Genomic DNA, 14,070 nt, shown 5'->3' with positions numbered 1-14,070 from the left:
CTAGCCCTCGTCGGAGATCTCGACGCCGAGCGGCGCGACGATCTCGTTGAGCCGCTCGAGCGAGACCGCACCCAGCCGCAGCACCCGGCCGGCCGGCCCGGTGACGTCGACGATGGTGGACGGCAGCGCGCCGGGCGTCGGACCGCCGTCGAGGATGACCGCGACCGACGAGCCGAGCATCGCCTCGGCCTGGTCGGCGTCCGTGGCCGCCGGGAGCCCGGTCCGGTTGGCGCTGCTGACGGCGAGCGGGCCGGTGCGCGCGAGCAGCTCGAGGGCGACCTCGTGGTCGGGCATCCGGACCGCGACGGTCCCCCGGGTGTCGCCGAGGTCCCACTGCAGCGAGGGCTGCTGCCGGCAGACCAGCGTGAGCGGCCCGGGCCACAGCTCGGTGATCAGCGCCCGGGCGTACGACGGGACACCGACCGCGAGCGCGTCGAGGGTCGTCGGCGCGGACACCAGCACCGGGGGCGGCATCTCCCGGCCCCGGCCCTTGGCGGCCAGCAGCCGGCGCACCGACTCGGGGTCGAAGGCGTCGGCGCCGATCCCGTAGACCGTGTCGGTCGGCAGCACCACGAGCTGCCCGCGCTGCACCGCGAGGGCGGCGTTCGCGATGCCTGCCTCCCGCTCGGTCTCCTCGGCGGTGGAGAACCGCTGCGCGGCGGGCTGGTCGTCGATCACGTCTGGCACCCCGTCATCGTGCCAGTCGCGCGGTCACGAAGCGGGAGCGACCTGCCAGGTCCGCGTGGTCGCGTACGTCGGACCAGCGACCGGTGGCCACGAAGACCGCCGGCGCGGAGCTGCCCTGCGCGTCGGCGTGCTCGGCGCCGACCACGCCGGAGGGCACCAGCAGGCGGGCCGCGACCCGCTCCACCACCCGCATCGCGACCAGGCCGTCCTGGCCGGAGAACAGCGCCAGCTCGGGGTCGTGGTCCCTGGCCTCGGGGGCGACCGACTCGTAGGCGTCCAGCGGGATGTAGGGCGGGTTGCAGACCACCACGTCGACGGTGCCGTCCAGGTCGGGGAAGGCGTCGGCCATGTCGCCGTGCCGCAGGTCGACGCCGGTGCCGGAGAGGTTGCGGGCCGCCCACTCGACCGCCGGGTCGCCGAGCTCGACGGCGTGCACCTCGGCCGTGGGGACCTCGGTCGCGACCGCGAGCGCGATCGCCCCGGACCCCGTGCAGAGGTCGACGACGACCGGCACCCGGCCCGCGGCGACCACGGCCGCGGCCTGCTCGACGGCCCAGCCGGCGAGCAGCTCGGTCTCCGGGCGCGGGACGAACACCCCGGGCCCCACCGCGAGCTCGACGTAGCGGAACGCGGCGGACCCGGTGAGGTGCTGGAGCGGCTCGCGGGCGGCGCGGCGGGTGACCAGCGCGTCGTACGTCTCGGCCTGCTCGGGCGTCACCGCGTCGACCAGCCCGAGACGCGAGCGGGTGGTGCCCAGGACGTGCGCGAGCAGCTCGGCGGCGTCGAAGTCGGGGCTCGCGACGCCGGCGTCGGCCAGCCGGAGCGCCGCCTGCCGGACCAGCTCGCGGGTCACGAGGTCTGGGACTCGATCGCGTCGAGCCGGGTCGCGAGGTCGGCCTCGACGCAGGAGGTGATGACCGCCTCCAGGTCGCCGTCGAGGACCGCGTCGAGGTTGTAGGACTTGTAGCCGGTGCGGTGGTCGGAGATCCGGTTCTCGGGGTAGTTGTAGGTCCGGATCCGCTCCGAGCGGTCGACCGTGCGGACCTGCGAGCGGCGGGCGTCCGACGCCTCGGCGTCCGCGGTGTCCTGGGCGGCCTGCAGCAGCCGGGCCCGCAGGATGCGCATCGCCTGCTCGCGGTTCTGCAGCTGGCTCTTCTCGTTCTGGCAGCTGACCACGATCCCGGTCGGCAGGTGGGTGATCCGCACCGCGGAGTCGGTGGTGTTCACCGACTGGCCGCCGGGGCCCGACGAGCGGAACACGTCGATCCGGATGTCCTTCTCCTCGATGGTGACGTCGACCTGCTCGGCCTCCGGCATCACCAGGACGCCGGCCGCGGAGGTGTGCACGCGGCCCTGGCTCTCGGTGACCGGGACCCGCTGCACGCGGTGCACGCCGCCCTCGAACTTCAGCAGCGCGTAGGGCGCCTCTCCGGGCTCGGGGGTGCCCTTGGCCTTCACCGCGACCGTGACCGACTTGTAGCCGCCGAGGTCGGACTCGTTGGCGTCGAGCTGCTCGGTCTTCCAGCCGCGCCGCTCGGCGTAGCGGGTGTACATCCGCAGCAGGTCGCCGGCGAACAGCGCCGACTCCTCGCCGCCCTCGCCGGACTTGATCTCCAGCAGCGCGTCCTTGGAGTCCGCGGCGTCGCGGGGCACCAGCAGGTGCCGCAGCCGCTCCTCGGCGACCACCCGTCGCTCGGAGAGCACCTCGGCCTCCTCCGCGAACGAGGCGTCCTCGTGGGCGAGCTCGCGGGCGGCCCCGATGTCGTCGCCGAGCCGCAGCCACTCGTCGTACGCGCGCACGATCGCGGACAGCTCGGCGTAGCGCTGGTTGAGCCGCTTGGCCAGACCCTGGTCGGCGTGGATGCTCGGGTCCGCGAGCCGGTGCTCGAGCTCACCGTGCTCGGTCACCAGTCCTTCGACCGCCTCGAACATGCTTGCCTCCCGCAGATGGGTCCGGACACAGACAGAGCGCCGACCCTCCGCTGCTGCGGGGGCCGGCGCTCGGCTGGAGCTACTTCTTCGCGTCCGCCGTCTTGGCGGCGTAGCGCTTCTCGAACCGGGCGACGCGGCCGCCGGTGTCGAGGATCTTCTGCTTGCCGGTGTAGAACGGGTGGCACTGCGAGCACACGTCGGAGCGGATCGTGCCGCTGTTGACGGTGCTGCGGGTGGTGAACGTGTTGCCGCAGGTGCAGGTCACCGAGGTCTCGGTGTACTCCGGGTGCGTGTTCTTCTTCATGGTTTTCCTCTCGAGGGGTTCGGTCGCCGGGTCGTCCCCTCACGGGGAACGTGAACCGGAACCAGCCATCCAGTCTGCCAGGGAGCCCTGGCACTGCGCCAATCGGCTCCCTGCAGCCTTCTCAACCCGCGGGGTGGGCCGGTTTCTTCCCGCTCGGTCCCGGCTTAGTCCTTGTCGCCGCGACCGCTCACGGTCGGCGTCGTCTTCTGGACCTGGGTCAGGAACTCGTAGTTGCTCGAGGACTTCTTGAGCCGCTCGAGGAGCAGCTCGAGGGCCTGCTGGCTGTCGAGTCCCGAGAGCACCCGGCGGAGCTTCCAGACGATGGACAGCTCCTCCTTGCTCATCAGGAGCTCCTCGCGGCGGGTGCCGGACTGCACGGCGTCGATCGCCGGGAAGATCCGCTTGTCCGCGAAGTCGCGGCGCAGCCGAATCTCCATGTTGCCGGTGCCCTTGAACTCCTCGAAGATCACCTCGTCCATCTTCGAGCCGCTCTCGATCAGCGCGGTGGCCAGGATCGTCAGCGAGCCGCCGTCCTCGATGTTGCGGGCGGCACCGAAGAAGCGCTTCGGCGGGTAGAGCGCGGCGGAGTCCACGCCGCCGGACAGGATCCGGCCGCTGGCCGGGGCGGCCAGGTTGTACGCCCGGCCCAGCCGGGTGATGCCGTCGAGCAGCACGACCACGTCGTGGCCGAGCTCGACGAGGCGCTTGGCACGCTCGATGGCCAGCTCGGCGACCGCGGTGTGGTCGCTGGCCGGCCGGTCGAACGTCGAGGAGATGACCTCGCCCTTGACCGAGCGCTCGAAGTCGGTGACCTCCTCGGGACGCTCGTCGACCAGCACCACCATGAGGTGGCACTCGGGGTTGTTCGTGGTGATCGAGTTCGCGATGGACTGCATGATCATCGTCTTGCCGGCCTTGGAGGGCGACACGATCAGCCCACGCTGGCCCTTGCCGATCGGCGCGGCGATGTCGATGACGCGGCCGATCAGGTTGGCCGAGTCGGTCTCGAGGCGCAGCCGCTCCGAGGCGTAGAGCGGGGTGAGCTTCTGGAACTCGACCCGGCCCTTGGCGGCCTCCGGGTCGGCGCCGTTGATGGTGTCGATGCGCACCATCGGGTTGAACTTCTCCTTGCGCTCGCCCTCGCGGGGCTGGCGCACCTGGCCGGTGATCGCGTCGCCGCGGCGCAGGCCGAGCCGGCGGACCATCGACAGGGAGACGTAGACGTCGTCCGAGCCGGGCAGGTAGCCGCTGGTCCGCACGAAGGCGTAGTTGTCCAGCACGTCGAGGATGCCGGCGGCCGGCACCAGGACGTCGTCCTCGAGGACCGTGGTGTCGGGCTCGTTGCGGCTGCCGCGGCTGCTCCGGTCGTTGCGGTCGCTGCGCCCGTCGTTCCGGCCGTCGTTGCGCCCGTCGTTCCGGTTGTCGCCCCGGCCGTCGTTGCGCCCGTCGTTGCGCCCGTCGTTCCGGTTGTCGGAGCGGTTGTCGTTGCGGTCGGCGCGGTCGCGGCCGCGGCGACGCCGGTTGCGGCGGCCGCCCTCCTCGTCCCGGTCGTCGTTGCGGTTGCCCTGGTTCTGCTGGCCGCCCTGGTTCTGCTGGCCGCCCTGGTTCTGCTGGCCGCCCTGGTTGCCCTGGTTGCCGCCCTGGTTGCCCTGGTTGCCGCCCTGGTTGCCCTGGTTGCCGCCCTGGTTGCCCTGGTTGCCGCCCTGGTGCTGCTGACCGCCCTGGGTGCCGGCGTTCTGCTGGCCGCGCGGGCCACGCTCGGAGGTCTCCGCGCCCTGGTCGCCGCCGCGGTCGTTCGGGCGCTCACTGCCGCGCTCGCCGGCCCGCTCGTTGCCGCGGCTGCGGTCCGCGCCGGAACGGTCCTCGGACCGCTCCTCGACGGGACGCTCGCCCCGGGCCGGGCGCTCGCTGCGGGCGGGACGCTCGCTGCGCGCCTGCGGCTCGGGGGCGGACTGCGCGGACTCGGCCCGCGGGGCCTCCTGCTTCGGGGCCTCCTGCTTCGGGGCCTCCTGCTTCGGGGCCTCGGCCTGGGCGGCCGGGGTGGTGCCGCGGGACCGCTTGGTCTCCGTCGGGGCGCCGGACTGCGCCTGGCCACCGCCGGGGCCACCGCCGGGGCCACCGCCGGAGCCGCCGCCCGCCTGGGCGGCCTTGATGGCGTCGATCAGCTGGCTCTTGCGCAGGGCGCCGACGCCCTTGATGCCCAGGCCGCCCGCCATCTGCTTGAGCTCGGGCAGCAGCATGCCGGACAGACCGCCGGCACGGCGCTTGGAGCCCGCGGGCTCGGAGTCGCTGGCTGCAGGGGTCGTGGTCGTTTCGCTCACGTGAGGTCCTTCCCACGTTCGGACCGATCCGGCGTCGCCGGCGGCCTCGTTCAATGTGGTTCCGCTCCTCGACCTGGTGTCCCCACCCCGGTGCGAAGCACCGAGGGACGAGGCAGGACGGAGGAGGCGGGAGAGAAATGCGCGGCCGCGTGAATCGCTGCTCGGCGCGTCGTTACGCACCACGGTCACCGGCGCACCGGCAGCCTAGCACCTCGGGATCGTCCCGGACGGCTACTCCGGAAGGTCGACGCGGGCACCGTCCGCGTCGATCGGGACGGTCAGCGCGGTCCAGCCCTCAGGGGCCCTCCCGGCCACCACCCGCTGCTGGCTGCGGTCGGTGAGCACCAGCACGGTCGGCCCGGCGCCCGAGACCACCGCGGCGAGGCCGTCGGCGCGCAGGGCGCGCACCAGCCGCAGCGAGTCCGGCATCGCCGGCTCCCGGTAGCCCTGGTGCAGCCGGTCCTCGGTCGCGGGCAGCAGCAGCTCGGGCTGCCGCCCCAGGGCCGCCACCAGCAGCGCCGCACGTCCCGCGTTGGCGGCGGCGTCGCCGTGCGACACGGTCGCGGGCAGCAGGCCCCGGGCCACCGACGTCTCGACGCCGACCGGCGGCACGAGCGCTACGACCTGGACCCGCGGGTCGACGGCCAGCGTGGTGGCCCGGAACCGCTCCCCCTCGCGCCAGGCGACGGTGAAGCCGCCGTACAGCGCCGGGGCCACGTTGTCCGGGTGCCCCTCGAGGTCGGCGGCGAGTGCGAACACCGCGTCGTCGTCCATCAGCAGCGAGCCGCCGCCCACGAGGCCCCGGGCCACGCAGACGCCGGCGACGATGGCCGCCGAGGAGGAGCCGAGCCCGCGGGCGTGCGGCACGACGTTCTCGCAGTGCAGCCGGAGGCCGGGCACCGCGTGCCCCATGTGGGCGAACGCGGCGAGCATCGAGCGGTAGACCAGGTGCCGCTCGTCGAGCGGCACGCTGCCCTCCCCCATCCCGGACACCGTGATCCGGACACCGGGCTCGTCGACCACCTCGGCGGTCACCCGGTCGCGGTGGTCGAGCGCGAGCCCGAGCGCGTCGAAGCCGGGACCGAGGTTCGCGCTCGTCGCCGGCACCGAGACCGTCACCGGCCCGGACACGAGCGTGGTCAACGCAGCCCCGCCGCCTCTGCGGCCGCGTCGACGTCGGCGTCGACCACCGTGTCGACCAGGTCGGTGAACGTGGACAGGGCGGTGTCGATGTCCTTGAGGCCGTGGCCGGTCACCGTCACGACGACCTGCCGGCCGGCGTACGACGTGCCCTCGGCGACCTCGGTGAGCAGGCCGGCCACCCCGGCCGCCGAGGCGGGCTCGACGAACACCCCGTCGTTGGCCGCCAGCGCGCGCTGCGCGGTGAGGATCTGCTCGTCGGTGACCGCGCGGAACCGGCCGCCGGACTCGGAGGCCGCCGCGACCGCGAGGTGCCACGAGGCGGGGTTGCCGATCCGGATGGCGGAGGCGACGGTCTCGGGATCGCTGACCGGCGCGCCCGAGACCAGCGGCGAGGCGCCGGCGGCCTGCCAGCCGAGCATCCGCGGGGTCCGCGTGCTCCGGCCGGCGCGGGCGTACTCGGTGTAGCCCTTCCAGTACGCCGAGATGTTGCCGGCGTTGCCCACGGGCAGGACGTGCACGTCCGGGGCGTCACCGAGGAAGTCGACGATCTCGAAGGAGGCGGTCTTCTGCCCCTCCAGGCGCATCGGGTTCACCGAGTTGACCAGCGCGACCGGGTAGTCGGCGGCGAGCCCGCGGGAGAGCCGCAGGCAGTCGTCGAAGTTGCCGCGGACCATGATCACCTGGGCGCCGTGCACGATCGCCTGGGCCAGCTTGCCGGCGGCGATCTTGCCCTGCGGCACCAGCACCAGCGGCTTGATCCGGGCCCGCGCGGCGTACGCCGCCATCGAGGCGGAGGTGTTGCCCGTCGAGGCGCACACGACCGCCTCGGCGCCCTCGCCGACCGCCACCGACAGCGCGACGGTCATGCCGCGGTCCTTGAAGGAGCCGGTGGGGTTGTCGCCCTCGACCTTGAGCCACACCTCGGCGCCGGTCAGCTCCGAGAGCCAGCGGCTGTCGACGAGCGGGGTGCCGCCCTCGCGCAGGGTGATGGTCGGGGTGCTGTCCGGGATGTCCAGCCAGGAGCGGTACTCCTCGATGACGCCGCGCCACTGGTGGGCGCCGGTCACCACCCCGGACTCGGTGGTGCTCATCAGGAGTCCCCCTCGACGCGCATCACCGAGGACACGTCGTGCACGAAGTCCCGGGCCCGCAGATCCTCGACGGTCGCGGACAGCGCCGCGTCGGTGGCGCGGTGCGAGACCACGACGAGCTGCGCGTCGTCGCCGTGACCCTCCTGGCGGACGGTCTGGATCGAGACGCCGTGCTCGGCGAAGGCCTGGGCCACGGCCGCCAGCACGCCGGTGCGGTCGTCGACGTCGAGCGCCACGTGGTAGCGGGTCAGGGTGTCGCCCATCGGCAGCACCTCGCACTGGGCGTAGGCCGACTCCCCCGGGCCGCGCACGTCGTTGAGCCGGTTGCGGGCGACCGTCACCAGGTCGCCGAGCACCGCGCTCGCGGTCGGCGACCCGCCGGCGCCGGGGCCGTAGAACATCAGCTGGCCGGCGGCCTCGCTCTCCACGAAGACCGCGTTGTAGGCGCCGCGGACGCTGGCCAGCGGGTGCGACCTGGGGATCATCGCGGGGTGCACGCGCGCCGAGACGGCCGGGCCGTTCGGGCCGTCGCGGAGCTCGCAGATCGCGAGCAGCTTGACGACGCTGTCCATGTCCCGGGCCGAGGCGACGTCGGAGGCGCTGACCTCCGAGATGCCCTCGCGGTAGACGTCGGCGGCGGTCACCCGGGTGTGGAACGCGAGGCTGGCGAGGATCGCGGCCTTCGCGGCGGCGTCGTACCCCTCCACGTCGGCCGTCGGGTCGGCCTCGGCGTACCCGAGCGCCTGGGCCTCCTCGAGCACCTCGGCGAACCCGCTGCCGAGGGTGTCCATCTTGTCGAGGATGAAGTTGGTGGTGCCGTTCACGATGCCCAGCACCCGGCGGACCCGGTCGCCGGCCAGCGACTCGCGCAGCGGCCGGATGATCGGGATCGCGCCGGCGACCGCGGCCTCGTAGTAGAGGTCGCGGTTGGCCTTCTCGGCCGCGGCGAACAGCGTGCTGCCGTCCTCGGCGAGCAGCGCCTTGTTGGCGGTGACCACCGACGCGCCGTTCTCCAGCGCGGTCAGGATCAGCGAGCGGGCCGGCTCGATGCCGCCGATCACCTCCACGACCAGGTCCAGGTCGCCGCGCGACACCAGGCCCACGGCGTCGGTGGTGAGCAGCTCGCGCGGCACCTCGGCGTCGCGCTGCAGGTCCGGCCGTCGTACGGCGACGCCGACCAGCTCGATCTCCGCGCCGGTCCGCGCGGTCAGGTCGTCGGCCTGCTCGCGCAGCAGGCGCACGACCTGGCTGCCGACCGACCCGCAGCCGAGCAGGGCGAGCCTCAGCGGTTTCCTCGAGCTCGTGTTCACGGGATCAGGCTCCCACGTCCGTGCGCAGCAGATCGTCCTCCGTCTCACGACGGACGGCGATCGTGACCGCTCCGTCGCGGACCGCCAGCACCGGCGGGCGCAGCGCGTGGTTGTAGTTGCTGGCCATCGAGCGGCAGTAGGCACCGGTCCCGGGCACCGCCAGCAGGTCCCCCGGGACGAGGTCGCCGGGCACGAACTCGTCCTTGACGACGATGTCGCCGGCCTCGCAGTGCTTACCCACCACGCGGCCGAGCACCGGGGTAGCCTCCGAGCGGCGTGACGCGATCGTGCACGAGTAGTCGGCGTCGTACAGCGCGGTGCGGATGTTGTCGCTCATCCCGCCGTCGACCGAGACGTAGGTGCGGCGGGCGCCGGCGTCGAGGCCGACCTCCTTGACGGTGCCGATCTCGTAGACCGTGCACATCGCCGGCCCGACGATCGCCCGGCCCGGCTCGATCGAGAGCTCCGGCACCTCGATGCCGAGCGCCCGGGCCTCGTGCTCGACGATCTTGGTCAGCTCGGTGGCCAGCTGGGCGGGGTCGGAGGGGTCGTCCTGGGTGGTGTAGGCGATGCCGAAGCCGCCGCCGAGGTCCATCTCGGGCATCGTCACGCCGAGCTCGGAGGACACTTGGGCGTGCAGCGACAGCACCCGGCGCGCGGCGACCTCGAACCCGGAGGTGTCGAAGATCTGCGACCCGATGTGCGAGTGCAGCCCGCGCAGCTCGAGCCCGGGCGCGTCCAGCACCCGTCGTACGGCGTCCAGCGCGTCGCCCGAGGTGATCGAGAAGCCGAACTTCTGGTCCTCGTGGGCGGTGGCGATGTACTCGTGGGTGTGCGCCTCGACGCCGGCGGTCACCCGGACCAGCACCCGAGCGGTCGCCCCCAGCTCGCGGGTCACCGCGGCCAGCCGCTCGATCTCCTGGAACGAGTCGACGACGACCCGGCCGACACCCGCGGTCACCGCGCGGCGCAGCTCGGCGGTGGTCTTGTTGTTGCCGTGGTAGCCGATCCGGGCCGGGTCGAACCCGGCCCGCAGCGCGACGGTGAGCTCGCCGGCCGAGCAGACGTCGAGGCTCAGGCCCTCCTCCGCGACCCACCGGGCGACCGTCGTGCACAGGAACGCCTTGCCGGCGTAGTAGACGTCGTAGCCGGCGAACGCGTCGCGGAACGCCCGGGCCCGCGACCGGAAGTCGGCCTCGTCCAGGACGTAGGCCGGTGAGCCGTGCTCGGCGACCAGCGCGCGCAGGTCGACGCCGCCCACCTCGAGGGCGCCGTCGTCGGTCTTGCGGGCGGTCGAGGACCACAGCAGCGGGACCAGGGCGTTCACGTCCTCGGGGGGACGCAGCCAGGCCGGCCCGCGGGAGAACCCCTCGCCGTGCGCCCAGCCGGCCTCGTGCGCGCGGGCCATTACATCCGCTCCGGCGCGGAGACGCCGAGCAGCCGCAGGCCGTTGGCGATCACGGTGCGGGTCGCCTCGACGAGCAGCAAGCGGGCGGCGTGGATCGGCGCCGGGTCCTCCTCGCCCATGGGCAGCACGCGGCAGGCGTCGTAGAACCGGTGGAACTTCGACGCCGTGTCCTCCAGGTAGCGGGCCACCCGGTGCGGCTCACGGAGCTCCGCGGCGGTGGCGATCACCCGCGGGAACTCGGCGAGCGCGCGCAGCAGCTCGCCCTCCTTCTCGTGGGCGAGCAGCGCGGGGTCGAACGCGTCGCCGCGCGGCGGGGTCAGCCCCAGGTCGGCGCCGTTGCGCAGCACCGCGGACAGCCGGGCGTGGGCGTACTGCACGTAGAACACCGGGTTGTCCGAGGCCTGCCGGGTGATCTCCTCGACGTCGAGGGTCAGCGGCGAGTCCGCGGGGTAGCGCGAGAGCGTGTAGCGCAGCGAGTCCACGCCGATCATCTCGACGAGCTCCTGCAGCGTGACGATCGTGCCGGCCCGCTTGCTGAGCCGGATCTCCTCGCCGCCGCGCAGGATCTTGACCAGCTGGCCGATCAGCACCTCGAGCGTGCGGCTCGGGTCGTCCCCGGTGCACGCGGCCATGGCCTTCAGCCGGCCGACGTACCCGTGGTGGTCGGCGCCGAGGAGGTACAGGCACACGTCGAAGCCACGCTCGCGCTTGTCGACGTAGTAGGCCGCGTCCGAGGCGAAGTAGGTCAGCTCGCCGTTGGACCGGACGAGCACCCGGTCCTTGTCGTCGCCGAAGTCGGTGGTCCGCATCCACAGCGCGCCGTCGGCGTCGTAGAGGTGGCCCTGCCCGCGGAGCTTCTCCAGGCTCCTGCTGACCTTGTCCCCGTCGTGCAGGCTCCGCTCGGAGAACCACACGTCGAAGTTGGTCCGGAAGCCACCGAGCTGCTCCTGCTGCTCGGCGAGCTGGATCTTGTAGCCCGCCTCCCGGAAGGCCACCACCCGCTCCCCCTCGGGCAGGTCGAGGATGTGCGGGTTCTCCTCCACCACCCGGCGGGAGAGGTCGTGCACGTAGTCGCCGAGGTAGCCGTCCTCGGGCACCGGCAGGCCGAGCGCCACGGCCTCCAGCGAAGCGCCGAACTTGTCCATCTGGTTGCCGCGGTCGTTGATGTAGAACTCCCGGGCGACCTCGGCGCCGGCGGCCTCCAGCACCCGCGCGATGGCGTCGCCCACCACCGCCCAGCGGGTGTGCCCCAGGTGGATCGGGCCGGTCGGGTTCGCCGAGATGAACTCGACGTTGAACCGGGTGCCGGCCAGCGTCTGCGTGGTGCCGTACGACGCGCCGGCCTCGACGACCTGCGCGGCGACCGCACCCTGCGCACCGGCCTCGACGCGGATGTTCAGGAAGCCCGGCCCGGCGACCTCGGCGCTCGCGACGCCGTCGGCCTCGGCCAGCCGGGCCGCCAGCGCGGTCGCGAGGTCGCGCGGCGGCACGCCGGCCTTCTTGGCCAGCTGCAGCGCGACATTGGTGGCGTAGTCACCGTGCTCCCGGTTGCGCGGGCGCTCGACGACCACCGTGGCGGGCACCCCGTCGGGCAGGCTCAGGGAGCCCTCCTGGACGAGGGCCTCGAGGGCCTGGACGATCGCGGCGGACAGCTGTTCGGGATTCACCGCCCCAGGGTATCGGCGGCGCGGGCTACGGGCCGGTGCGGGCCAGGGCGCCGACGACCTCGACCAGGTGGGCCGGCTCGAACGGCTTGGTGAGGTAGGCGTCGACGCCGAGCGCGTCGCCCCGCTCCCGGTCGGCGACCTGCGCCCGGGCGGTGACCAGGACGACCGGGATGTCCACGGTGTCCGGGTCGGCCCGCAGCCGCTCCAGGGTCGCGAAGCCGTCCAGCCGGGGCATCACCACGTCGAGGGTGATCACGTCGGGGCGCCACTCCCCCCACGACCTCGAGAGCGTGCTCGCCGTCGTCGGCCTCGCGGACGTCGTACCCCTCGAGCCGGAGGTTCACCACGATCAGCGTGCGGATGGCGGCGGAGTCGTCGACGACCAGCACCCGGGCAGCACCCGGCGGCGTCGAGACCTTGCCCCCCATCACGGGTCCTCCCACGTCATGTACGCTCGTCCCGCACCATGAGCCCCCGTAGCTCAGGGGATAGAGCACCGCCCTCCGGAGGCGGTGGCGTAGGTTCGAATCCTACCGGGGGGCACCAGCTCAACATCCGTGGTCCAGGGTGCCGTCCTTGCGGGCGTCGTCCCCCAGCCGCCGGGCCTGGGCCACGTCCGGGAACACCACGCTGGCCCCGCCCGCGTCGCCCGTCGGCCCGCTGATCACGCAGCCGTGCAGGCTGCCCGGCCGGATCGCGGTGACGGCCTGCGCGAGCCGGTAGAGCTCGGCCGGCGTCAGGTCGGTGTCCATGAACTTCACCGACGCCAGCAGCCCGCGCTCCATGAACCCCGGATCCGACTGGTGCACCCGCACCTTGCGCAGGATGCTCCGCAGCAGCTCCTGCTGGTTGGCCGACCGGTCGAAGTCGCCGCGCGGCAGCGGGTGCCGGACCCGGCCGAAGATCAGCGCCTGGAACGGGTTGAGGTGGTTGATCCCCTTCTTGTAGCCCTGCGGCCGGACCGGGTCGGAGAACGCGAACCTCGAGTCGACGGTGACCCCGTCGATCGCGCGCACCATCCCGCGGAACCCGAGGAAGCCGGTGGTGAACACGTAGTCGGGCCGCACGCCGACCAGTCGTCCGACCGAGTCGGCCATCAGCTGCGGGCCGCCGTACGTCATGGAGGCGTTGATCTTGTCGTGGCCGTGCCCGGCGATGTCCACGTAGGAGTCGCGCGGGACGCCGATCATGGTGCCGGCGCCGGTGTCCAGGTTGAGCCCGACCAGCTGGATCGCGTCCGCGCGGGTGCCGATCAGCCGTTCCCCGGGGCGGGCGTCCGAGCCGAGGCAGAGGATCCAGACCACCGAGCGCGGGTGGTCCACCGCCTGGGCGGTGCGCACCACGACCAGGGAGGTGTCCGCGGTCCGAACCGTGGACGGGGGCATCACCACCGCGGCCACGGCGAGCACCAGGCCGAGCAGGACGGATCGGCGGACGGCCCTCACGAGACACTCCTCGGGGTCACGGAACGGTGCAGGTCGTAGCCGAAGACGGCCCACCGGCCGTCGTCGGCGGCCCGGGTCAGCAGCAGCCGGCCGGCGAGCCGGACCCGCTGGGCGGGCCGGTCGCCCCGGTCGACCACGAAGACCAGGTCGACCTTCGCGGTGACGCCGGCGGCCACCCGGTAGGGCGCCAGGACCGAGAGGTACGCCGTGCGCCGGGTCGCCCGCACGGACTCGGTCGAGGGTCCGAACGCCGCGTTGGTGAGCAGCGCCTGGTCGCGGCGCGCGTCCTCGGCCGCGCCCGGGGTGAACGCCCCGAAGGAGCCGGAGAAGTCCGAGCGCGGGTAGTCGCCGCCCAGGAACGCCGCGTCGACGTACGCCGAGAGGGTGCGCCCCACGTTCGCCTCCAGAGCCGGGCGGCTCGCGGCCGGCAGCTTCCCGGACACCCGGGTGACGACCACCTTCAGCGGCACCGAGTCCGGCACCGGGGTGCTGGTCGGGGTGGGTGCGGCGGTCCTCGACGGCGCCGCCGACGGGGGGTCCTCGTCGGTGCAGCCCGCGGCGGCGGTGAGCATTGCCGCCGAGGTCAGCAGGACCAGTCCGGAGCGCGCGAGGGACGTGCGGAGGGGCGGTTTCACACCGGTCGCCTCTTCCTGGACGGGGACTGGGAGCCAGTCACGACGTGACCCTGGCAACACCTGGCCGTCAGCGGCGATCCCGGGCTGCGCCGGGTTGGCGTCACGGTCTAGCCTGGTAGCCGTTCCC

Annotated in this window: 12 protein-coding genes, 1 tRNA gene and 1 pseudogene; 1 reads left to right on the top strand and 13 read right to left on the bottom strand. The window is 73.3% G+C overall.

The window, feature by feature from the left end:
- From KRR39_RS03550 to KRR39_RS03500, 11 genes and pseudogenes are all read right to left on the bottom strand, one after another.
- Positions 1–687, bottom strand: a complete 687-nt coding sequence (locus tag KRR39_RS03550) for an L-threonylcarbamoyladenylate synthase (RefSeq protein WP_367303705.1) — start codon at positions 685–687, stop codon at positions 1–3.
- A gap of 4 nt (positions 688–691) precedes the next feature.
- Positions 692–1,540 (bottom strand): peptide chain release factor N(5)-glutamine methyltransferase, encoded by an 849-nt coding sequence (prmC, locus tag KRR39_RS03545; RefSeq protein WP_216940775.1) that lies wholly within the window; start codon positions 1,538–1,540, stop codon positions 692–694.
- On the bottom strand, positions 1,537–2,619 hold the full coding sequence (prfA, locus tag KRR39_RS03540; protein WP_216940774.1) for a peptide chain release factor 1: 1,083 nt from the start codon (positions 2,617–2,619) through the stop codon (positions 1,537–1,539). The genes prmC and prfA overlap by 4 nt, the downstream gene beginning before the upstream one ends.
- A gap of 79 nt (positions 2,620–2,698) precedes the next feature.
- A complete protein-coding gene (rpmE, locus tag KRR39_RS03535; RefSeq protein ID WP_216940773.1) occupies positions 2,699–2,923 on the bottom strand; it encodes a 50S ribosomal protein L31 in 225 nt (74 codons plus the stop codon).
- A 164-nt stretch (positions 2,924–3,087) separates the two neighbouring features.
- Positions 3,088–5,163 (bottom strand): transcription termination factor Rho, encoded by a 2,076-nt coding sequence (gene rho, locus KRR39_RS03530; RefSeq protein ID WP_216942334.1) that lies wholly within the window; start codon positions 5,161–5,163, stop codon positions 3,088–3,090.
- Between the two features lie 312 nt (positions 5,164–5,475).
- Entirely contained in the window at positions 5,476–6,387 is a 912-nt protein-coding gene (gene thrB, locus KRR39_RS03525; RefSeq protein WP_216940772.1) for a homoserine kinase, read from the bottom strand.
- Positions 6,384–7,478: a threonine synthase gene (gene thrC / locus KRR39_RS03520; RefSeq protein ID WP_216940771.1), complete on the bottom strand. Its 1,095-nt coding sequence runs from the start codon at positions 7,476–7,478 to the stop codon at positions 6,384–6,386. Before thrC ends, thrB begins: the two co-directional genes overlap by 4 nt.
- Positions 7,478–8,788 (bottom strand): homoserine dehydrogenase, encoded by a 1,311-nt coding sequence (locus KRR39_RS03515; RefSeq protein ID WP_216940770.1) that lies wholly within the window; start codon positions 8,786–8,788, stop codon positions 7,478–7,480. The genes thrC and KRR39_RS03515 overlap by 1 nt, the downstream gene beginning before the upstream one ends.
- 4 nt (positions 8,789–8,792) lie before the next feature.
- Complete coding sequence (gene lysA / locus KRR39_RS03510; protein WP_216940769.1) at positions 8,793–10,196, bottom strand: diaminopimelate decarboxylase; 1,404 nt, start codon at positions 10,194–10,196, stop codon at positions 8,793–8,795.
- Positions 10,196–11,863 (bottom strand): arginine--tRNA ligase, encoded by a 1,668-nt coding sequence (argS, locus tag KRR39_RS03505; RefSeq protein ID WP_216940768.1) that lies wholly within the window; start codon positions 11,861–11,863, stop codon positions 10,196–10,198. The genes lysA and argS overlap by 1 nt, the downstream gene beginning before the upstream one ends.
- Before the next feature lie 25 nt (positions 11,864–11,888).
- Positions 11,889–12,149, bottom strand: a pseudogene (locus KRR39_RS03500) (response regulator); the annotation flags it as partial.
- 184 nt (positions 12,150–12,333) lie between these two features.
- On the opposite strand from KRR39_RS03500, the gene KRR39_RS03495 reads away from it, so the two are divergent.
- A tRNA-Arg gene (locus KRR39_RS03495) sits at positions 12,334–12,409 on the top strand.
- Positions 12,410–12,411: 2 nt separating this feature from the next.
- On the opposite strand, the gene KRR39_RS03490 is transcribed toward KRR39_RS03495, so the two are convergent.
- Positions 12,412–13,308, bottom strand: coding sequence for an LCP family protein (locus KRR39_RS03490; protein ID WP_254185484.1), 897 nt, complete (start codon positions 13,306–13,308; stop codon positions 12,412–12,414).
- Positions 13,305–13,943 carry a hypothetical protein gene (locus tag KRR39_RS03485; RefSeq protein WP_216940766.1) on the bottom strand — a complete coding sequence of 213 codons (639 nt, stop codon included), beginning with the start codon at positions 13,941–13,943 and terminating at the stop codon, positions 13,305–13,307. Before KRR39_RS03485 ends, KRR39_RS03490 begins: the two co-directional genes overlap by 4 nt.
- Positions 13,944–14,070 lie beyond the last annotated feature (127 nt).

Source organism: Nocardioides panacis (genome assembly GCF_019039255.1).
Lineage (GTDB): Bacteria > Actinomycetota > Actinomycetes > Propionibacteriales > Nocardioidaceae > Nocardioides_B > Nocardioides_B panacis.
Note: the sequence above shows the minus strand (reverse complement) of the source record. Positions and strands in the feature narration are given on the sequence as shown.

Bases quoted from the DNA above. Each gene is read 5' to 3' on its own strand.
- rho (WP_216942334.1), bottom strand. From the start codon at position 5,163: ATGCTGCTGCCCGAGCTCAAGCAGATGGCGGGCGGCCTGGGCATCAAG.
- rpmE (WP_216940773.1), bottom strand. From the start codon at position 2,923: ATGAAGAAGAACACGCACCCGGAGTACACCGAGACCTCGGTGACCTGC.
- thrC (WP_216940771.1), bottom strand. From the start codon at position 7,478: ATGAGCACCACCGAGTCCGGGGTGGTGACCGGCGCCCACCAGTGGCGC.
- lysA (WP_216940769.1), bottom strand. From the start codon at position 10,196: ATGGCCCGCGCGCACGAGGCCGGCTGGGCGCACGGCGAGGGGTTCTCC.
- prfA (WP_216940774.1), bottom strand. From the start codon at position 2,619: ATGTTCGAGGCGGTCGAAGGACTGGTGACCGAGCACGGTGAGCTCGAG.